At 65.2% G+C, this 19886-nt stretch carries 16 protein-coding genes and 1 riboswitch; of the genes, 9 read left to right on the top strand and 7 right to left on the bottom strand.

Going from position 1 to position 19886, the window contains the following annotated elements; translation table 11 throughout:
- Positions 1-157: 157 nt before the first annotated feature.
- Positions 158-1633, bottom strand: a complete 1476-nt coding sequence (locus tag OU02_RS02435; protein WP_033488623.1) for a glycine--tRNA ligase — start codon at positions 1631-1633, stop codon at positions 158-160.
- Positions 1634-1772: 139 nt separating this feature from the next.
- A riboswitch (TPP riboswitch) is annotated at positions 1773-1880 on the top strand.
- Between OU02_RS02435 and thiM the strand changes: the two genes are divergently transcribed.
- The 9 genes from thiM to OU02_RS02390 all read left to right on the top strand — a co-directional run bounded on the left by thiM (position 1872) and on the right by OU02_RS02390 (position 12479).
- Complete coding sequence (gene thiM, locus OU02_RS02430) at positions 1872-2762, top strand: hydroxyethylthiazole kinase (protein ID WP_033488622.1); 891 nt, start codon at positions 1872-1874, stop codon at positions 2760-2762. It overlaps the preceding riboswitch by 9 nt.
- Positions 2763-2764: 2 nt before the next feature.
- Positions 2765-4318 (top strand): bifunctional hydroxymethylpyrimidine kinase/phosphomethylpyrimidine kinase, encoded by a 1554-nt coding sequence (gene thiD / locus OU02_RS09195; RefSeq protein ID WP_238551948.1) that lies wholly within the window; start codon positions 2765-2767, stop codon positions 4316-4318.
- A 57-nt stretch (positions 4319-4375) separates the two neighbouring features.
- The gene (locus OU02_RS02420) at positions 4376-4738 is read left to right on the top strand and encodes a thiamine-binding protein (RefSeq protein WP_033488621.1); all 363 of its coding nucleotides are present in this window, start codon (positions 4376-4378) and stop codon (positions 4736-4738) included.
- Between the two features lie 71 nt (positions 4739-4809).
- Entirely contained in the window at positions 4810-5865 is a 1056-nt protein-coding gene (locus OU02_RS02415; protein WP_033488620.1) for a LacI family DNA-binding transcriptional regulator, read from the top strand.
- A 219-nt stretch (positions 5866-6084) separates the two neighbouring features.
- On the top strand, positions 6085-7413 hold the full coding sequence (locus OU02_RS02410; protein ID WP_033488619.1) for an MFS transporter: 1329 nt from the start codon (positions 6085-6087) through the stop codon (positions 7411-7413).
- 36 nt (positions 7414-7449) lie between these two features.
- Positions 7450-9048 carry a glycoside hydrolase family 32 protein gene (locus OU02_RS02405; protein ID WP_051918247.1) on the top strand — a complete coding sequence of 533 codons (1599 nt, stop codon included), beginning with the start codon at positions 7450-7452 and terminating at the stop codon, positions 9046-9048.
- Positions 9049-9278: 230 nt separating this feature from the next.
- Positions 9279-10094 (top strand): ABC transporter permease, encoded by an 816-nt coding sequence (locus OU02_RS02400; protein WP_051918248.1) that lies wholly within the window; start codon positions 9279-9281, stop codon positions 10092-10094.
- Between the two features lie 53 nt (positions 10095-10147).
- On the top strand, positions 10148-11212 hold the full coding sequence (locus OU02_RS02395; RefSeq protein WP_033488618.1) for an ABC transporter substrate-binding protein: 1065 nt from the start codon (positions 10148-10150) through the stop codon (positions 11210-11212).
- 43 nt (positions 11213-11255) lie between these two features.
- The gene (locus OU02_RS02390; RefSeq protein ID WP_033488617.1) at positions 11256-12479 is read left to right on the top strand and encodes a nucleoside hydrolase; all 1224 of its coding nucleotides are present in this window, start codon (positions 11256-11258) and stop codon (positions 12477-12479) included.
- Positions 12480-12497: 18 nt separating this feature from the next.
- Here OU02_RS02390 and OU02_RS02385 read toward each other — a convergent pair whose 3' ends face one another.
- The 6 genes from OU02_RS02385 to OU02_RS02360 form a co-directional block, all read right to left on the bottom strand.
- Positions 12498-13292, bottom strand: coding sequence for an isoprenyl transferase (locus tag OU02_RS02385; RefSeq protein ID WP_033488616.1), 795 nt, complete (start codon positions 13290-13292; stop codon positions 12498-12500).
- 5 nt (positions 13293-13297) lie between these two features.
- On the bottom strand, positions 13298-14017 hold the full coding sequence (gene recO / locus OU02_RS02380; RefSeq protein ID WP_033488615.1) for a DNA repair protein RecO: 720 nt from the start codon (positions 14015-14017) through the stop codon (positions 13298-13300).
- A gap of 23 nt (positions 14018-14040) precedes the next feature.
- A complete protein-coding gene (locus tag OU02_RS02375) occupies positions 14041-15663 on the bottom strand; it encodes an alpha/beta hydrolase family protein (protein WP_033488614.1) in 1623 nt (540 codons plus the stop codon).
- Positions 15664-15764: 101 nt separating this feature from the next.
- Positions 15765-16946, bottom strand: a complete 1182-nt coding sequence (gene ispG / locus OU02_RS02370) for a flavodoxin-dependent (E)-4-hydroxy-3-methylbut-2-enyl-diphosphate synthase (RefSeq protein ID WP_033488613.1) — start codon at positions 16944-16946, stop codon at positions 15765-15767.
- Between the two features lie 102 nt (positions 16947-17048).
- Positions 17049-18230, bottom strand: a complete 1182-nt coding sequence (gene dxr / locus OU02_RS02365; RefSeq protein ID WP_033488612.1) for a 1-deoxy-D-xylulose-5-phosphate reductoisomerase — start codon at positions 18228-18230, stop codon at positions 17049-17051.
- Positions 18230-19879: a DivIVA domain-containing protein gene (locus tag OU02_RS02360; RefSeq protein ID WP_051918249.1), complete on the bottom strand. Its 1650-nt coding sequence runs from the start codon at positions 19877-19879 to the stop codon at positions 18230-18232. The genes dxr and OU02_RS02360 overlap by 1 nt, the downstream gene beginning before the upstream one ends.
- Positions 19880-19886: the final 7 nt, after the last annotated feature.

Below are 19886 nucleotides of genomic sequence, written 5' to 3'. Positions count from 1 at the left end.
CCATTCGAGCGGTCGCGAGCCAGCGTACAGACGCGGCCTGAGAGATTCCTGAAAGCTGTGCGGTATGCGTCCGTGTGCCTCCGGCATCGCAATTGCCCACGGCACGCGGGGCGTCCGTGGGCAATTGCGGCCATGGCGCGCGGCGGCGCCGGTGCGGTCAGTACAGGCCGCCGGCGGTGGCGATGCGCACGCTGTCGGGCCATGCCTCGCCACCCATCTCGACGGGCTTCATCGGCACGCGCGTGCGCTTGTCGTTGATGCGCTTGGCCACATATTCGGCCACGTTCGTGAGCGCCACGCGCTCCTGCTGCATCGTGTCGCGTTCGCGGATCGTGACCGCATGGTCGTCGAGCGTGTCGAAATCGACGGTGATGCACAGCGGTGTGCCGATCTCATCCTGACGGCGGTAACGGCGGCCGATTGCACCGGACTCGTCGTAGTCGATCATCCAGTCGTTGAGGCGCAGGTCACTGGCCAGGTCCTGCGCGATCGACTGCAGTTCGGGCTTCTTGCTCAGCGGCAGCACGGCGGCCTTCATCGGGGCGAGCCTCGGGTCGAGGCGCAGCACCGTGCGCTTGTCGACGCCGCCCTTCGTGTTCGGCGCCTCGTCCACGTCGTAGGCGTCCACGAGGAACGCCATGAGCGAGCGCGACAGGCCGGCCGCCGGTTCGATGACGTACGGGATGTACTTTTCGCCCGTCGCCTGGTTGAAGTAGCTCAGGTCCTCGCCGGAATGCTCGGCGTGTGCGCCCAGATCGAAGTCGGTGCGGTTCGCGATGCCTTCGAGCTCGCCCCAGTCGGAGCCTTGGAAGCCGAAGCGGTATTCGATGTCCACGGTACGCTTCGAATAGTGGGCGAGCTTCTCCTTCGGATGCTCGTAGTGGCGCAGGTTCTCGGGCTTCACGCCGAGGTCGAGGTACCATTGGGTGCGCGCGTCGATCCAGTACTGCTGCCATGCCTCGTCGGTGCCGGGTTCGACGAAGAACTCCATCTCCATCTGTTCGAATTCGCGTGTGCGGAAGATGAAGTTGCCGGGCGTGATCTCGTTGCGGAAGCTCTTGCCGGTGTTCGCGATGCCGAACGGCGGCTTGGAGCGCGAACTCGTCATGACGTTCTTGAAGTCGACGAAGATGCCCTGCGCGGTTTCCGGGCGCAGGTAGTGCAGCGAATTGTCGTCTTCGACCGGGCCTAGGTGCGTGCGCAGCATCATGTTGAAGTCACGCGGTTCGGTCCAGTTGCCGCGCGTGCCGCAGTCGGGGCACACGATGTCCTTCAGGCCGTTCGGCGGCATCTGGTCGTTGTGCTTTTCGGCGTAGGACTCCTCGAGCTTGTCGGCGCGGTGGCGCTTGTGGCATGTGAGGCATTCGATGAGCGGGTCGTTGAACACCGAGACGTGGCCCGAGGCCACCCACACGGCGGACGGCAGGATGATCGACGTGTCGACGCCCACCACGTCCGGGCGCGTGACGACCATCGCACGCCACCATTCACGCTTGATGTTGTCTTTGAGCGCCACGCCAAGCGGACCGTAGTCCCAGGCGGAACGTGTGCCGCCATAGATCTCGCCGGCCGGGAATACGAAGCCTCGACGCTTGGCGAGGGAGACGACTTCATCAAGTTTGGAATTAGCCACAATGCACCTTCTGGTTTGAACGGTTTGGGGTCTTGTACAAGCGTCCAAGCCTACCGGCACACGGTGACACCTGACGCCGGATGTGGAACACCGTCAAACGCCGTGCGGCCAAGGCCCTGTCCCAAGCGCCCTATAGGTTCGGTACGTGCAGGGGAACTTCCATGTGGGGAAGTTGAGAGAGGCATGCCGCCTGACCCTTTGAACCTGTTTGGGTAACGCCATCGTAGGGAGCATTGTTATGAATCATTCACCATCCACCACCACTGTGCCGGCCTCGAGCCCGCTTCGCGAAGCCATCCGCTCCGCCGTCGAATCGGTGCGCGCGGACACGCCCCTGGCGCAGTCGTTCACCAACTTCGTCACGATCAACCTTGTGGCCAACGCGCAGCTCGCCGCCGGCGGCACCGCCGCGATGAGCTTCCTGCCCGACGATGTGGTCGACATCGCGGCGATCAGCGGAGCCACTTACATCAACGTCGGCACCTTGCTGCCGTTCTACAAGGACGCGCTTGCGGACATCACCAAGGCGCTGCACGAGAAGCACCACCGTTGGGTGCTCGACCCCGTGGCCGCCGGGCTCGGAGCCACACGCACCCAGATCCTCGACGGCATGCGCGATACGCCGCCGGCGGTCGTGCGCGCGAACGCCTCCGAGATTCTCACGCTCGAATCGATGTGGAACCCGGAGCACGCCGGCCCCGCCGACGACGGCGCGCATGGGCCGGCCGGCGTGGAATCCACCGATGACGTGAACACCGCCGCCCGCGCCGCCGAACGCCTGGCCCTGTATCTGCGCGCCAAGGACGTCGATGGCCTGGGTGCCGTGGCGGTCTCGGGCGCAACCGACCTGATCACCGACGGCAAACGCACCTACCGCCTGCCCGGCGGCGACCCGATGATGACCAAAATCACCGGCGCCGGCTGCGCCTTGGGCGGCGTGGTCGCCACATACCTGTGCGTGTCCGATCCGCTCGTGGCCGCATTGGCCGCCTCGCTGCTGTTCAAGCGCGCCGGCGAACGCGCGGCGGCCGCGTCTAACGGGCCGGGCTCGTTCCAGACCGCCTTCCTTGACGCGCTATGGAACATCGACGCCGACGACGTGGCGTCGTCCACCATCTGGGAGGCCTGAGCATGGCTGCGGCATTCCCCTACCCCTCGATGCGCGGATCGTTCGACCTGCGCTTCTACTTCGTCGTCGGCCCCGATGACTGCGCGGGGCGCACACTGCTCGACGTGGTGGCCAAAGCGCTCGACGGCGGCGCGAGCTTCATCCAGTTGCGCGCCAAACACGCCGACGTCGCGCAGATCGTCTCGATGGCCGAGGCGATCGCGCACGAAATCCGCGGGCACCATCTCGAGCACACGGTCGCGTTCGTGATCGACGACCGCGTGGACGCCGCCCTTGAGGCCCGCCACCGCGGCATCAAGGTCGACGGCGTGCACATCGGCCAACAGGACCTCAGCCCGCTTGAGGCGCGCCGCCTGCTGGGCAACGACGCGATCATCGGCCTGTCCGCGAAAACGCTCGACGAGGTCATGGCAGCCAACGCGCTGCCCGCCGGCACAATCGATTATCTGGGCGCCGGCCCACTGCACGAAACGGCCACCAAACCGGACTGCATCGTCACCCATGCCGACGGCACCACCGGCACCCAGAGCGCACAGAGCATCAACGCGCTGTGCGAGGCGAGCCTCTACCCGCTCGTCGTGGGTGGTGGCGTGCATGTGCAGGATGTGCCAATGCTCGCCAGCACCCATGCCGACGGCTGGTTCGTGGTGTCGGCAATCGCCGCAGCAGGCGACCCCGAGCAGGCCACCCAGGACCTCGTCAACGCGTGGCTCGCCGTGCGCGGCGACACGCGGCACGGCTATGCGCAGCACGTGGCCGACACGCACACGCTGCCCGCCGCGCTGACGATCGCGACGACCGATTCGTCGGGCGGTGCAGGCATCGCCGCCGATCTGAAGACGATGCTCGCGAACGACGTGTACGGCATGTGCGTCGTGGCTGGCATCACTGCGCAGAACACGACCGGCGTGCAGCTCATCGCACCGGTCGACGCGCCCGTCGTGCGCGCGCAGATCGATTCCGTGTTCACCGACATACGACCCGCCGCCGTGAAGATCGGCGTGATCGTCGGTGATGAACAAATCGAGACGGTGGCGGCGGCACTGCGCGACCACAGCGCCGGGAATGTCGTGGTCGACCCGGTGATGGTCGCCACGTCAGGCTCCTCGCTCGCCGACAGCAGCGCCATACGCACGATGACGCGCGAGCTTTTCCCGCTCGCCGCGCTCATCACGCCGAACATCCCCGAAGCGCAGGCGCTCGCCGGCGCGGACATCGCTTCCAGGGCAGACATGGAGCGCACGGCGCAGACGCTCGCCGGGCGGTTCGGCTGCGCGGTGCTCGTCAAAGGCGGCCATGGCATGCAAGATGCCAACGACGTGCTCGCACTTCCCAACGGCGACACGCGATGGTTCCCCGGCGAACGCATCGGCAACCCGAACACCCACGGCACCGGCTGCACGCTGTCGTCGGCAATCGCTGCGCACCTCGCGCTTGGCGAACCGCTCGACGAGGCGATTGCGCATGCGAAGGCGTATGTGAGCGGCGCATTGCGCGCGATGCTCGACCTTGGCGCCGGATCGGGTCCGATGGACCACGGCTGGGCGCAGCACTGACCTATCCCCATACATCACATATCGGCGCTCACCGCCGATGGAACGAACAGGAGCATCATGGACCGTTATGCCGAACGGCAGGAAGTGCCGCTGGACCCCGAGACCGGCAAGCCGGTCATCAACACCGTGGCCGCGGTGGCGATCGCGCCCAGCGGCGTGGGCGCCGAACTGAGCGATTACGTGGCGCAGGTCGTGGACGTGATCCGCGAATCGGGCCTGCCCAATGAGACGAACGCCATGTTCACCAACATCGAAGGCGATCTCGACGATGTGCTGCGCGTCGTGCGCGACGCCGCGATGGCACTCGCCGGCCAGGGCTACCGCACCGGCGTCAGTCTCAAACTCGACATCCGCCCCGGATTCAGCGGGCAGCTCGAGGAGAAACCGCGCCTCGTGGACGAACTGATCGACAAGGCGTAGCGGTGGGGATTCCCCACCCAGAACGATAGGACGGCAGGCGGCATTCCACCTGCCGTCCTATCGTAGAGACCATGACGACGATGAAGGAAGTGGCCCAACAGGCCGGTGTCTCGGTATCCACCGTCTCGCTCGTGCTTAACGGGCGCGACAGCGGGCGGGTCAAGCCGCAGATCGCGCAGCGTGTACGCGACACCGCGCGCGCATTGGACTACCGTCCGAACCCGCTCGCGCGTTCCCTGCGCACAAGCCGCACGCGCATGCTCGGATTCATCAGCATGGAGGTCGCGACGACCCCCTACGCGGGCGGCATCATCCTTGGCGCGCAGGAGGCGGCGAGCGAAGCGGGGTATCTGCTCACCACGGTGAACGCCGACGGCAGGGGCAACCTGGAGCAGGAAGTGGCCACCCTGCACCGGTACGGCGTGGACGGCTTCCTGTTCTCCACGATGTCGAACCGCGTCACCGACATCCCCGAGACGCTCGCCTCCTACCCGCTTGTGCTCGCGGACGCGACCGACGCACGCAACCGGTTCCCCTCGATCGTGCCCGACGAGGTGCGCATAGGGCGCGACGCCACGCAACGACTGATCGATGCCGGGCTCACACGCATCGCCTACATCGGTTGCACCGCGCCGCTTGTGGCGCAGGGTCTGCGCTTCGAAGGCTACCGGCAGGCCTTGGAGGGGGCCGGAATCGCATACCGGGAAGAACTCGTGTGCGACGTGCTGTACAACGACGAGGCGCTGCACACCGTGGGGCGTCTCTTCGACGAGCAGCGCCCCGACGGCGTGTTCTGCTTCAACGATTCACGCGCCTGGTACGTCTACGAATGCGCCGCGCGCCGCGGACTCGCCATCGGTTCGGACGTCTCAGTGGTGGGCGTGGACAACCACCCTGTGGTGAGCGAGACCTTCTCGCCGCAACTGACCACGGTCGAGCTGCCCCATTACGAAATGGGGTACTGGGCGGCGACCAAACTCATCTCGCTGCTTTCGGATTCCCCTCGTGCCGAGATGCAGTGGCCCCACACGACCGCCCCGATGCCGCCGCTCGACACCCCTACGCCCGCGATGATCCACTGCACGTTGATTGAACGTGATTCCGTGCGCGACACACCGAAGGACTGAGCGCCGTTGGACAACACGCGCGCACATAACCCGTCAAACGATTGACTTTTCACCCCTAGCGGAACACCATGTTCGACATGCTTCTGTAAATCGTTTGACGTAAATCGTTTGACGCTTTATACTGAAACCGTCGACTTCACCGCCGGCACTGCAGTCGGCACGAAGCACCGAGATACAACCAGCCACGCCGACGACGGCACCGAACAACGAGGTTTCATCATGACTCGCACCGCGAAACTGTGGAAGAACCCCTCTTACCTGCAAAGTTCATTCGGTATCTTCCTCTTCTTCTGCTCCTGGGGCATCTGGTGGTCCTTCTTCCAGCGCTGGCTCAATTCCATGGGCCTCAACGGCGCTGAAGTGGGCACCATCTACTCGATCAACTCACTCGCCACCCTTGTGCTCATGTTCTGCTACGGCCTCATCCAGGACAACCTGGGCCTCAAGCGGCACCTCGTGCTCGTGATCTCCGCGATCGCGGCGCTCGTCGGGCCCTTCGTGCAGTTCATCTACGCGCCGCTCATGCGCACCAACATGATGGCCGCCGCAGTGATCGGATCCATCGTGCTGTCCGCGGGCTTCATGGCCGGATGTTCGCTCATCGAGGCCGTCACCGAACGCTACAGCCGCAAATTCAACTTCGAATACGGCCAGTCGCGCGCCTGGGGCTCCTTCGGCTATGCGATTGTGGCGCTCGTCGCGGGCATCGTGTTCAACATCAACCCGATGATCAACTTCTGGCTCGGCTCGGCGTTCGGCGTCGGCATGCTCATCGTGTACCTCACGTGGTACCCGGCCGACCAGCGTGAAGCGCTCAAGGAAGCGGCGGCGCCCGATGCGGAACCCACCAACCCCTCACTCAAGGAGATGGTCAAGGTCCTGCGCATGCCGGCCTTGTGGGTGCTCATCGTGTTCATGCTGCTCACCAACACGTTCTACACCGTCTTCGACCAGCAGATGTTCCCCACCTACTACGCCTCGCTCTTCCCCACCGAAGCGACCGGCAACACCGTCTACGGCATCCTCAACTCCGTGCAGGTGTTCTGCGAATCGGCCATGATGGGCGTCGTGCCGATCATCATGCGCAAGGTCGGCGTGCGCAACGCGCTCCTGCTCGGCGGCACCGTCATGTTCCTGCGCATCGGCCTGTGCGGCATCTTCCACGACCCGGTCATGATCTCGATCGTCAAGATGTTCCACGCCATCGAAGTACCGCTGTTCTGCCTGCCGGCCTTCCGCTACTTCACCCTGCACTTCAACCCGAAGCTTTCGGCCACCCTGTACATGGTCGGCTTCCAGATCGCCTCGCAGATCGGCCAAGTCGTCTTCTCCACCCCGCTCGGCATGCTCCATGACCGGCTCGGTGACCGCACGACGTTCCTCACGGTCTCCGGCATCGTGCTGTGCGCGGTCATCTACGGCTTCTTCGTCATCAAGCGGGACGACGAGCAGGTGGACGGCGACCCGTTCATCCGCGACTCCAGGAAGCCACTGCCGTCGCTCGCCCAAGACGAGGCGCGTCTGTCCGCCGACGACGAGGACATGTGACGCCCCCCAATCCGCACCACTTCGAAAAGGACCATCATGGCACCGACCATCCTCAACACACCCACCGAAACCAACTCCGGGACCGGCGAACTGCCCGATCCGGCGCTCACCCCGATCGCCGACCACGCAGAGGCCCTCGCGCGCGCCGAAGCCGGCGTGCAGGCGCTGCGCGAAGTGCGCAACGACCGCTGGTATCCCACCTTCCATATCGCGTCGAACGGCGGATGGATCAATGACCCCAACGGCCTGTGCCGCTACGACGGGCGTTGGCACGTCTTCTACCAGCTGCATCCGTACGGCACGCAATGGGGCCCGATGCACTGGGGCCATGTCTCGTCCACCGACATGCTGCATTGGCGACGCGAGCCGATCGCCTTCGCCCCGAGCCTCGAACAGGAGCGCCACGGCGTGTTCTCCGGAAGCGCCGTCATCGGCGACGACGGCAAGCCGAAGATCTACTACACCGGCCACCGTTGGGCCAACGGCAAAGACAACACCGGCGGCGACTGGCAGGTCCAGATGCTCGCCGAGCCGAACGACGACGGCATGACGACGTTCACGAAGCGCGGCATGATCATCGACTGCCCGACCGATGAGGTCGACCATCATTTCCGCGACCCGAAGGTGTGGAAGACCGGCGAAACATGGTACATGACCTTCGGTGTCTCCTCAAAGGAGAAGCGCGGCCAGATGTGGCTGTACACGTCGGACGACATGGTCCACTGGAGCTTCGACCGCGTGCTCTTCGAACACCCTGACCCGGACGTGTTCATGCTCGAATGCCCCGACTTCTTCCCCATCACCGACGCCGACGGCAATGAGAAATGGGTCATCGGCTTCTCCGCGATGGGCGCCAAGCCAAAGGGGTTCATGAACCGCAACCTCAACAACGCCGGCTACATGATCGGCAATTGGGCCCCCGGACGCATGTTCGAACCCGAGACCGAGTTCCGCCTGTGGGACTGCGGGCACAACTTCTACGCGCCGCAGTCCTTCACCGTCGACGGTCGTCAGCTCATGCTCGGCTGGATGAGCCCGTTCACACCGCCGATCCCGATGGAGCAGGACGGCTGGTGCGGCAACATGACGCTCATGCGCGAAATCACGCTCGGCGAGGACGGCGACCTGCATACGGCGCCGTGCAAGGAGTTCGAGGGGCTGCGCGTCACGACGACGAACTACGGAGAAATGCTCGTCGAGGCGAATCAGGAGACGACGCTCGCCGACGACGCGGAGGCCGTGGAAATCGAGATGACGATCGATTTGGAGGCCACCGGTGCGGAACGCGCCGGACTGCATGTGCACGCGACCGAGGACGGCCACTACACCTCCGTCGTCTACGACGACCAGCTCGGCCGCGTGGTCGTGGACCGGCAGAACGTCGCCAATGGCGACAAGGGATACCGGACCGCCCCGCTGAGCGACGAAGAGCTTGCCAGCGGCAAGCTCGACCTGCGCGTGTTCATCGACCGCGGTTGCGTGGAGGTCTACGTCAACGACGGCCACCAGGTGCTCAGCTCTTATTCCTTCGCGGCGGAGGGGCCTCGCGCCATCAAGCTCGTCGCCGAATCCGGGGCGATGAAGATCGACTCGCTGAAGGTCCACACGCTGATGAACATCGGACTCGACTCCTGACGTTCCCCTGCAACGCGGCCGCCGGCTGTCCCCAGGCGCATTCCCGGGGACAGCCGGCGGCCGCGTTTCCTTGCCATTGCCCACCGTACGGGCTATCATCGGGCGTTGTCGCATCCACCGGACGCGGCGAATCAGCTTTTCTGGCCGTGCGGCGGCAGACTCCTCACCTTGCTGCCTGATGCCGACGGCCTTCGAGCATGCCGGGTTGGCATGCAGGAAGTAAGGTGCCGATGACTTTCCATGGGCGAACGCAGGGCCGTGGGACACAATGCCTCCGCCACGCCATCCGGCGGTATTGGCCGACAATCGCCGCGGTCGTGACGATTGTCGCCGTCTGGCAGATCTGGGTGGACGCCACGCATCCCCCGGCCACGATGATCGCGTCACCGAGCCAGATTGTCGCGGCGACGGTCCGTTCATCCTCCACATTGTGGCCCGCGGCGCTCATGACCTTCACCGAAGGCGTGGCCGGGTTCCTCATCGCATGTCTCGCCGGCGTGCTGCTCGGTGTGGGCATCCACTGCTCTCGCACGGCGTATGCGGCGCTATTCCCGCTGCTCACCGCGGCACAGACGCTGCCGCTCATCTCGATCGCCCCGTTGTTCCTCATCTGGTTCGGCTTCGAACCAGCCGGCAAGATCGTCATCGTCGCCGTGTTCGCCCTCTTCCCGATCGTCGTGCAGACAATGCGCGGATTGCAGGCGGTGCCGCGTTTCTACGATGACGTCGCGATGACCTGCGGCGCGTCGCGCGCATGGACGCTGTTCCACGTGGACCTGCGCGTCGCGGCACGACAGATCTTCGGCGGCGTGCGCGTTTCGGCGGCCTATGTGTTCGCGACCGCCGCGACCGCCGAATACCTCGGCGCGCGCACTGGGCTCGGCATCTGGCTGCAGGCCGCCTACAACTCGTTCCAGACACCGCTCATCTTCACGGCGACCTTCGTCATCATCGTCATGACAGGCCTGCTGTTGCTCGCCGTGCGCGCGGTCGAACGGCTCACCATCGGCTCACCGGCGGACGACGAGGACCCGGACGCGCAGTGAGCGGCGCCCGCAGGCCCATTGCCCCCATTCATCACCAAGGAGAAGGAGATCCCATGACGAACCACCGATTCACCACCCGCATAGGCGCCGCGTTCGCCGCGCTATGCGCCGTGCTCGCCGTCACTGCATGCGGCGCTCCAAAACCGGACGCCAGCGGCCTGGACAAGGTCACGTTCATGCTGTCGTGGGCGCCGGACACGAACCACATCGGCGTCTATGTGGCCAAACACAAGGGCTACTACCGCGAAGCCGGACTCGACGTGGACATCGTCGCCGTCGCCCAGTCGGGAGCCGAACAGGCCGTCAACAACGGCGTCGCCGACTTCGCGCTGTCCAACCTGACGAACGTGAGCACCTATGCGACCAAAGGCGCGCAGCTCAAGCAGGTCATGCAAGTGCAGCAGAAGACAAGCGCGATCTGGTGCGCGCTCGCTTCGAACGACGCGATCACACGCCCCAAGGACTTCGACGGCAAGGTCTTCGCCACCTTCGGCTCCAACGAGTCGGATGCCGTCGTGCGCCGCATGATCGAAACCGATGGCGGCACAGGCGACTTCGACAAAGTCACTGTCGGCACCTCCACTTTCGCGACGCTCTCGTCAGGGCGCGCCGACTTCGGCGGCTTCTACTCCACATGGGAAGGCGTGCAGGCGAAGATGAACGGGCCCGAACTGCGCTGCTTCAGCGAACCCGATTACGGCGTGCCCGGCAACGCCGATTCCATCGGCATCATCACCAGCGACCGGCTCATCAGCAGCGATCCGGACCTGGTGAAACGCTTCGTCCAAGCCACGCAACGCGGCTACATCGACGCATATGAGGACGGCGACGAGGCCGCCGGGATCCTCGTCCACGACGCCCCGGAGGCGAACCTCGACGAGGCCTTCGTCAAGGAGTCGATGAAGACGATCATCGATGGGCAATACTGGGGCGACCGCAAAAGCATCGAGAACGGCACCGCCACACTGGGCGCGATTGACTACGACGGCACGCAGCAGTACTTCGATTTCCTCGCCGAATCGGACGCCTACACCGACGCGACCGGCAAGACCGTGCACACCGCACCGCAATCGCACGACCTCGCCACCGACGAATTCCTCGCCAGCGGCGCGCACTGAGACGCCAGGGCAACCGCAACCAAACGTGGGAAGTGACCAGACCATGACCACCGCACCGCATCTTGTGCTCAGCATGGACACCGGCATCGACGACGCGCTCGCGCTCGCATACCTCGTCGCCGCAGGCGCACGCATCGACGGCGTCAGCGCCACCTACGGCAATGTCCTGCAACAGCAGGCCGAACGCAACACGCGCATGCTGCTCGACATGCTCGGGCGCCCCGACATACCGGTGGCCGCGGGCGCCCGGCATCCGTCATGGGCGAGGTATTTCGTGGCCGACGCCGGTTGTGCGCGCTTCCACGGCAACGACGGATTGGGCGATCTGCAGGCGGCGGGAGCCGAAGGTCCAGCCCAATCCCCTGCGCCGGCCACAGCGCCCGACAGTGTGGAGGCCTCCACCGGCAGTGGCATCGTCGAATTGACCGCGGCGCGCATCGAGGCACTCGCGCGGCAGGGGCACACGGTCTCCGTCGGCGGCTATCCGGTCGGCGACCCCCATTGCGCATTGCCTGCGATGCCCGGCTTCTTCGCGCACACCGGCATCGCAACGCCTGAGCTTCCCAAGCATCCCGACGGGGATTGCCCACCGGTGACTGAGGGCGCGCGCATGATCGTCGACGCCGCGCGCGAGTACGGCCATGACCTGACAATCGTCGCGACAGGACCGCTCACCGATGTCGACACCGCGCTGCGGGCCGATCCCGACGCCGTCTCACGGGCGCGCATCGTGTTCATGGGAGGCACGCTCACGCAGGAAGGCAATTGCTACGACCTCGTCTGCGAGACCAATGTGTTGCAGGACCCCCAGGCCGCCGACCGTGTGCTCCGCGCCCACGCCGACACGACGATGGTCGGGCTCGACGTGACGCACCGTTGCCTGTTCGGCGACGCCGACGTGGCGCAGTGGACCGCCGCGGCCACAGCAGGCTCCCGCCGCATCGCCTCGTTGCTCGCGGGCATCGCGGGGTTCTCGATCCGTGCGAACCGCGAGAGCGACCCGATCTTCGCCGCGGGCATGCCCCTGCACGACCCGCTTGCCGCGGCCGTCGCGATCGACCCGGGCCTCGTGTCGACCCTCGACCTGCCGATGATCGTCGAGACACGCACCGGGGACGGCAGCGGCGTCCGTGGGCGCACGATCGGCAATCCGCGCGGCGTCGTCGACAATGCCCCGCCGGTGCATGTGGCGCTCAGTGTGGACGGCGACGGATTCGTCCACAGGTTCACCGACACGATCCGGGGATTCCTCGCATCCTTCGGCTGAACGCGCGTGCTCCTCCGCTTACTGTTTCTTGACGCCTCCGAAACGGCGGTCGCGGTGGATATAGCGCTCAATGGAATCCCACAGCACCGCGCGCCCGCAATCGGGGAACAGCTCCGGCACAAAATCGAGCTCAGCGTATGCGGCCTCCCACGGCAGGAAGTTGCTCGTGCGCTGCTCGCCCGACGTGCGGATCACCAGGTCGCAGTCGGGGATGTCGGGGTTGTACAGATGCTCGGCGACCATCTTCTCCGTCACACGGTCGCCTTTGATGCGGCCGTCGCGCACCTCACGCGCGATGGCCGCGCACGCGTCGGCGATTTCCGCGCGCCCGCCGTAGTTGATGCAGAACACCACGTCGATGACCTTGTTGTGCTTCGTGCGCTCCATGGCCACCTCAAGTTCGTCGATGACCGATTTCCACAGCTTCGGGCGGCGCCCCGACCAGCGCACGCGCACGCCCCATTCGTCCATCTGGGCCACACGCCGGTGGATGATGTCGCGCGAGAACCCCATGAGGAACCGCACCTCCTGCGGTGAGCGCTTCCAGTTTTCGGTGGAGAACGTGTACAGGCTCAAGTACCGCACGCCCGCTTCGATCGCGCCGGCGATGGTGTCGAACACCACGGGTTCCGCCGCCTGGTGCCCTTCGGTGCGGACCAGTCCGCGCTGCTGCGCCCAACGCCCGTTGCCGTCCATGATCACACCCACGTGCCTGGGCACTTTGTTCTTGGGAAAGTCCGGTACGATCGCCGGATCGGAAAACGGGGCCGCAGGAATGTCCAATGACGTATAGTCCACGTGTTCGAATGCCATACCGCTTAATCTAGCAAGCGCAGCGAACGAATCGGCCGCTCAAGATAGTACTGCGCCCAGTCCTCGACGAGCCGCTCGGTACCCGGTTCGAGCGGCTGCGCGTCGAGGGTGCGCCAATCGCCGTCGAGCAGCGCGCGCAGCTGCCGCAAGACGCCAGCACTGACCGGCTTCGCTTCCGGCGTATGGTCCGCCGTGCACATCGCTCCGCCGGCCGCGGATGAGAAGAACGTGAGCCCGTCGGCCTGCCCGCACACCACACACGCGTGCAGGCGCGGCGTCCAACCGGCGAGCGCAAGTGCACGCAGCACATACGATTCGCAAATCGTCTGTGCATGGTGCACGCGTGCGGCGAGCGCGTGCAATGCGCCGACGATGAGCCGGTACTGCGCGGGCTGTGGTTCGTGTTCGGTCGTGACGAGGTCGTTGAGCGTCTCGCAGATCACATTCGCCGCGCGGTAGGCTTCATAGTCGCCGCTGATCGATCCGGCGTACGCGGCGATGGATTCAGCTTGCGACACGCTGTCGAGCGAACGGCCTTCGGCGAGCAGGAGCGAGACGCGCATGAATGGTTCGAGGCGTGCGCCGAACCGCGATTTGGTTCGACGCACGCCTTTGGCGACCGCGCGCACTTTGCCGTGCCCACGGGTGAACAGCGTGATGATGCGGTCGGCTTCGCCGAGTTTCGCCGTGCGCAACACGATGCCTTCGTCGCTGTACAGCGCCATGACTCCCCTCTCCGCGCAGTCGATCAGAACAGGAACAGACCCCAGAACGAGAAACTCAGCAACACGAGCAGCATGGCCACGGTCGTGGTCCAGAACAGCACGCGGCCGAGCCGCGTGGTGGCCACGACCGGCTCCTCACCGCTGACGATGCGTCTGATGGTGCCGCGCTTCACTGGCCATGTGAGCAGTCCGCGCATCGACGCGACTTCGATCATGCCGGCGAACACGCGCGACCATGCCCATACCACGCCGATGCAGACTATCTGCACGACCGGCCAGCTCCAGTACATCATGCCGGCGTCCTCCTGCGGCGCACTGCCCCATGACAGATGCACGACGGCGAGCACGACTTCGCCCAGACCGCCGACGAACAACAGCATGCAGGCCATCGTGATGATCGTGAGCGTGAGCAGTGAGCCGCCGAATCGGTATTGGAACCCCAGCGCTGGCCCACGGTGCTTGATGCGGTTGCGGATATGCGTGATGAGGGCGACGACGCCGACGATGGCCGCCACGAGCATCATGATGATCATCAGCCCAAGCACAAGCATGCCGTAGAACGTCATGGCACGCCGTGAGTGCAGTCCGAGCGGCACCGCAATGGACTGGTAGAGAGGCGCGCCGGCGATCGGCTCGCTCGTCTGGGTCAGTCCACGCGCGGTGCCGACCGCCCAGCTGACAGCGTCGCGCTCGTAGTCGTCGGCGAACGGTGTGCCGGTCTGCGCTTCGTCACCGAGACGGAGCACGTGGTTCGCCACCGGGTAGCTACGTAGGCTCACATTCCAGTTGCCGGCGCGGTGCGCTTGGTCCAGGATGTCTTTGAACCCCTGCACCTGCGCCGTCATCACGTCTTTCGACCCGTATGCCACGAGCGTGGGAATCGAGAACGCCTGCGGTATGGCGGTGTGCAGGTCGATGTTGGTCAGGCCGAACATGCCCATGTCCAACGAGAGTATGCGCCGAACGATGGCTTGGTAGCCGTCGTTGGCGCCGGCGAGGGCGAAGTTCTGTATGGCGAGGAACGCGACGGCGTGCCGGGGTGAGAACACCATTGGCGACAGCAGGATCTGGAATGCGATGTCATGGTCCATCGCCACGAGGTACGACGAGATCCACGTACTTTCCGACGTCGCGTAGATGCCGACCTTGTGCGCATCGACCTGGTCGAGGTCACGGATGACGTCGATGGCTTGGTCATAGACGGCGGCCGAGGCCGGGTAGTCACGCGTCAGGTCGTTCGTGGACCATACCGGCTTGTCGATGACCGCCGTCACAAAGCCGGCCGAGCTCATGCTCGTGGCGATGTCGCCGAACGAGTCGTCGCATGTGCCGCCATGGCCGGCGCCATGCATGAACACCATGCCGGGCAGACTGGTTCCGGCGTCCTGCGGTTCGCGGATATTGACACGGATGCGCTGCACTTCGCCGGTGGATGGCTGTTTCGCGTCGATTTCGACGTGCCGGCTCGTCACCTTATAGGTGCCGATGCCCGGCAGTGGCTTTGGTGAGTCGAATGTGACCTGCGTGTCGGCGGTGAGCGTGGCGAAGGTCTGCCCGCGCGGATCGTTCTGGGCGGGAATGCGCGTGTTGTTCGAGGCGATCATGAGGATGCCCAGCAGGATGATGAAAATGGGCAGGCTGACCATCAGCCGCCTGCCGCGGCTGAAGGCCCCTGCTTGCTGTACATCCGATGTGCGTTGCTGACTCACGTAACCATCCTACCGGTGTCTGCCCAAACAGCGGGCCATTATTCGCCCACAACCGGCACCACGACAGGACCGGACGACTGGTCGGCCACGAGCCCGTCGGCCTTCATCTGCTCGGCGATGGCGTTCGCATGCTTGAGCAGTGTATCGACGATGCGGTCTTCCGGCACGGTCTCGACGACCTTCCCCTTGATGAAAATCTGCCCCTTGCCGTTGCCGGAGGCCACACCCAGATCGGCTTCGCGCGCCTCGCCTGGGCCGTTGACGATGCAGCCCATCACGGCAACGCGAATCGGCGCCGTGATGCCGGAAAGCCCGTTCGTCACCTCGTTGGCGAGCGAGATGACATCAACCTGCGCGCGGCCGCAGCTCGGGCAGGAGATGATGTCGAAATGCCGTGCGCGCAACCCGAGGTATTCGAGGATCTTACAACCCACCTTGACTTCTTCGACCGGTGGCGCGGACAACGAGACGCGGATCGTGTCTCCGATGCCTTCGGCCAGCAGCGCGCCAAAGGCCAGGCAGGACTTGATAGTTCCCTGCCATGCGGGGCCGGCTTCGGTCACCCCCAAGTGCAGTGGCCAATCGCCCTGTTTGGCGAGTAGGCGGTAGGTCTCCACCATCGTCACCGGGTCGTGGTGCTTCACCGAAATCTTGAAGTCGTGGAAGCCCACGTCTTCGAACATGCGGGCTTCCTTCATCGCGGAAGCCACAAGCGCCTCCGGGGTGGGGCCGCCGTACTTCGCGTAGAGCTCCTTGTCAAGGGAACCGGCGTTCACACCGATGCGCAGCGAGATGCCCGCGTCGGTCGCGGCCTTGCAGATTGATGGCCCCACTTCGTCGAATTTGCGGATGTTGCCCGGGTTGACGCGCACCGCCGCACAGCCCGCGTCGATCGCCTGGAACACATACCGGCTTTGGAAGTGGATGTCGGCGATCACTGGGATCGGCGATTTGGCCACGATGCGCGGCAGCGCGTCGGCGTCTTCCTGGCTGGGCACCGCCACGCGCACGATGTCGCATCCGGCGGCCGTGAGTTCGGCGATCTGCTGCAGTGTGGCACCCACATTCGCGGTCTTCGTGTTGGTCATCGACTGCACCGAAATCGGTGCCCCGCCACCCACCGGCACGGGCCCGACCATGATGCGGCGCGACTGGCGCCGCGGATGCAGGGGGCTTTCACTGATCGACGGTTCGCCTGTTTTACGAAATGGCTTATCCACTGGTGCTGTTCCTCATTTCAATCGACTGGAAATCCGCCTACGGCCTTCGTCCAAACCGCGCGGCCTTATGGCGGCCGCCACCATTACCCGATCTGTGGCCGTTCAGCGTTGCGCAATGAGGGTGTCCGCACGTACGCGGGCTTCCTGCTCGAGTTCCACCATGTCTGCGACCGAGGCAAACTGGGGGTCGCCACGCAACTCGCCGTCCATCTCATCGAGCACTTCAGACACAGTATCCACGATCGCCAGATATGGCAAGTGATGATTGAGGAAGGCGTGAACCGCCTGCTCGTTGGCAGCGTTGAGCACCGCGGTGTGTTTTTCCGACGAGCGTAAACAGTGCCGCGCCAGTTCGACGGCGGGGAACGCCTCGTCATCGAGCGGCTCGAAGGTCCACTCGGCGGCCTGTGTCCAATCGCAGCCTTGGGCCACGTCGCTCAATCGTTCAGGCGCGGAAAGGCCAAGCGCTATCGGCAGGCGCATATCCGGCGGCGAGGCCTGGCTGATGGTGGCGCCGTCGCAGAACTCCACCATCGAGTGCACGACCGACTGCGGATGCACGGTGACTTCGATGCGGTCCGGTTCGATGTTGAACAGGCGGCTCGCCTCAATGACCTCGAGTCCTTTGTTCATCAGGGTCGAGGAATTGATCGTGACGACCGGGCCCATGTGCCATGTGGGGTGGTTGAGCGCTTGTTCGGGGGTGATGTCCCGCATCTGTTCGCGCGTCCAGCCGCGGAACGGACCGCCGGACGCGGTGACGATGAGCCGTGAGACCTCGCTGTGCGTGCCCGCGCGCAGCGACTGCCAGATCGCGGAATGTTCGGAATCCACCGGATTGATCTGCCCGTCACGCGTCTGGGCGCTGAACAACAGGTGGCCGCCCGCCACAACCGATTCCTTGTTGGCGAGCGCCAGCTGCGAACCGGCCCGCAGTGCCGCGATCGACGGCTCCAGACCGATCGATCCGGTGATGCCGTTGAGCACGACCGAAGCGCCGAGCCCTGCGATCGCGGTCACTTCGTCGCGACCAGCGCGCGCCTGGGTGCCGGAGGCGCCATGCGCGGCGAGCGCTTCGCGCAATGGCTCCAACGCATCCGGATCCGCCACAACCACTTCGGGTACACGGAACCGCGCGGCCTGCTGCGCCAGCAGGTCCACATTCGACCCGCCTGCGGCGAGCCCTGCCACGGTGAACCGCTCGCGGTGCCTGCCGATGACGTCGAGCCCCTGTGTGCCGATCGAACCTGTGGAACCGAGGATGACTACTGTCTGGTGCTGCATCACGCCTGCTTCTCGTTTGGTTTGCCGTCGATGATGAGCGGCTCATCCGTGGAAATCGTGGGGAACGACAGGTCGGGAATCTCAATGTCAATGCCGTCGCTCGGAGCGAACCCCGGGTAGTCGCCGGGCTGGGCCGTGTTCATGGGTGCAGTGGCCGGCGCATCCGCCTGGGCCGGGGTGGGCACCGGAGTCTCCGACGGCGTCGCGGAGGCCGGAGCGGCTGCATTCGGCGTGGGCTGGACCGCCGGCTGCACCGACTGCGTTGGGGCTGGGGTCGGGGCTGCGATCGGCTGCACTGGCGGCAGATCGGGCAGGATGCTCGAGAGCTTCGGCACCGCAAGCGGCTGCACGCCGGAAGTGATGGCGGAGTTCTCCCGCTCCGGAGTCGTATGCGTGGTTTCGGCGAGTGACGCCAGCGCGGCCAGCGACGGCGAGTTCAAGTCACGCAATGGTTCGCCCGGGGCGGCGATTGTCGTCTCATCGCTGATCTCGGCGATGTGCGGGATCGTGCTGATTGCATCATCCATCGCACTGGCTGCTTTCTCGTGCTCGGGAATCGTGCGCGGGGCCGGTGTGATCGGCCTGATGTCCGAAAGCGTCGGTGCATGCTTGACCGGGTCGGCAGCAGGTGCGGCATCGACGTCGGTGACGGTGTCGCTGATCGGCGTGAAGACCTCGGTCACGCTGCCTTCGTCAATGTGCGCCGCGGCGGGTGCGGCGGCGTCCGCGGTCACGGCACGCGCGGCGAACGACGGCGGCATAACAGCCCCCGCTTCCTGAGCCTGTGCGAAAATCTCCTGTTCCGCGCGGCTCAGTTCGTCAAACGACTGCGTCGGCTGTGCCGCGGCGGCTGTCGTATCGCCGGACGCCGCGCCCTCTGGCAGGTCCGATTCCACAGCCACACCGTAGTGCTGTGTCTGTGGGTTGGCCTGATCCGTCGCGATGAGCGGGGCCGGCGTGCTCGGCGCCGCCGCGTGCGCTGCAGGCGCGGCCGGGGCGGCGTAATCCGCGATGCGCTCGTACGATTCGAGGCTGGCAAGCAGGTTCACGCACGCGTTGAGGTAATAGTCCACCTGACGCTCATCGTACCCGCGCTTGCCTTTGCGCTGCGTGAAGCTCACGTCTTCCACATACTGCGATGTGAGCGAGGGGTCGGCTTCGGAGCCTTGCGCGGCGGCCGAACCGGCACTGATGCGCTCGAGCTCGGCTTCGGCCTTGACGAGCACACGGTCGACGAGCCGGTCGACCTGTTTGCGGTCGTACGACGGCGTCTTCGGCTTGCCCGGGGCGAACCGCTCACCTAAGGCGCGTTGCGCATGCCTGTCGAGTTCCTGGAACTGCGCTTCGGTCTGCGCCTTCCACGCCACGCGCCCGAGTTGGGTGATGTCGTATTGGGTCTGCTTGTCGGTCACGGCCTGCTCGAGGCGTTCAAGCGCGGCGTCCACCTGCGGAATGGCATAGCCGCCCTTGACGATGTCGAACGAGGCGTCCTGGATGTCGCTGCGGTGCAGCTGAATGCCATCGGCCTCATACAACGCGTGCGCCTGCTCCAGGAAAGCGTCGACCTGATGGACGTCATACCCCTTTTTGCGCTTGCCCACGCGCGCGATCGTCGTCGTGCCGTCGGTTTCTTCCTGATGCTGCACCATCGACTGT

This window comes from Bifidobacterium pseudolongum subsp. pseudolongum DSM 20099 (assembly GCF_000771225.1).
GTDB classification, from domain to species: Bacteria; Actinomycetota; Actinomycetes; order Actinomycetales; family Bifidobacteriaceae; genus Bifidobacterium; species Bifidobacterium pseudolongum.
The sequence above is the reverse complement of the archived record's forward strand: the minus strand, read 5'-3'. Positions and strand labels throughout refer to the sequence as shown.

Bases quoted from the DNA above. Each gene is read 5' to 3' on its own strand.
- OU02_RS02385 (WP_033488616.1), bottom strand. From the start codon at position 13,292: ATGGCATTCGAACACGTGGACTATACGTCATTGGACATTCCTGCGGCC.
- OU02_RS02420 (WP_033488621.1), top strand. From the start codon at position 4,376: ATGGACCGTTATGCCGAACGGCAGGAAGTGCCGCTGGACCCCGAGACC.
- OU02_RS02375 (WP_033488614.1), bottom strand. From the start codon at position 15,663: ATGGTCAGCCTGCCCATTTTCATCATCCTGCTGGGCATCCTCATGATC.
- OU02_RS02410 (WP_033488619.1), top strand. From the start codon at position 6,085: ATGACTCGCACCGCGAAACTGTGGAAGAACCCCTCTTACCTGCAAAGT.
- OU02_RS02360 (WP_051918249.1), bottom strand. From the start codon at position 19,879: ATGGTGCAGCATCAGGAAGAAACCGACGGCACGACGACGATCGCGCGC.
- OU02_RS02390 (WP_033488617.1), top strand. From the start codon at position 11,256: ATGACCACCGCACCGCATCTTGTGCTCAGCATGGACACCGGCATCGAC.
- thiD (WP_238551948.1), top strand. From the start codon at position 2,765: ATGGCTGCGGCATTCCCCTACCCCTCGATGCGCGGATCGTTCGACCTG.
- OU02_RS02415 (WP_033488620.1), top strand. From the start codon at position 4,810: ATGACGACGATGAAGGAAGTGGCCCAACAGGCCGGTGTCTCGGTATCC.
- OU02_RS02405 (WP_051918247.1), top strand. From the start codon at position 7,450: ATGGCACCGACCATCCTCAACACACCCACCGAAACCAACTCCGGGACC.
- OU02_RS02395 (WP_033488618.1), top strand. From the start codon at position 10,148: ATGACGAACCACCGATTCACCACCCGCATAGGCGCCGCGTTCGCCGCG.
- OU02_RS02400 (WP_051918248.1), top strand. From the start codon at position 9,279: ATGACTTTCCATGGGCGAACGCAGGGCCGTGGGACACAATGCCTCCGC.
- dxr (WP_033488612.1), bottom strand. From the start codon at position 18,230: ATGCAGCACCAGACAGTAGTCATCCTCGGTTCCACAGGTTCGATCGGC.
- recO (WP_033488615.1), bottom strand. From the start codon at position 14,017: ATGGCGCTGTACAGCGACGAAGGCATCGTGTTGCGCACGGCGAAACTC.
- thiM (WP_033488622.1), top strand. From the start codon at position 1,872: ATGAATCATTCACCATCCACCACCACTGTGCCGGCCTCGAGCCCGCTT.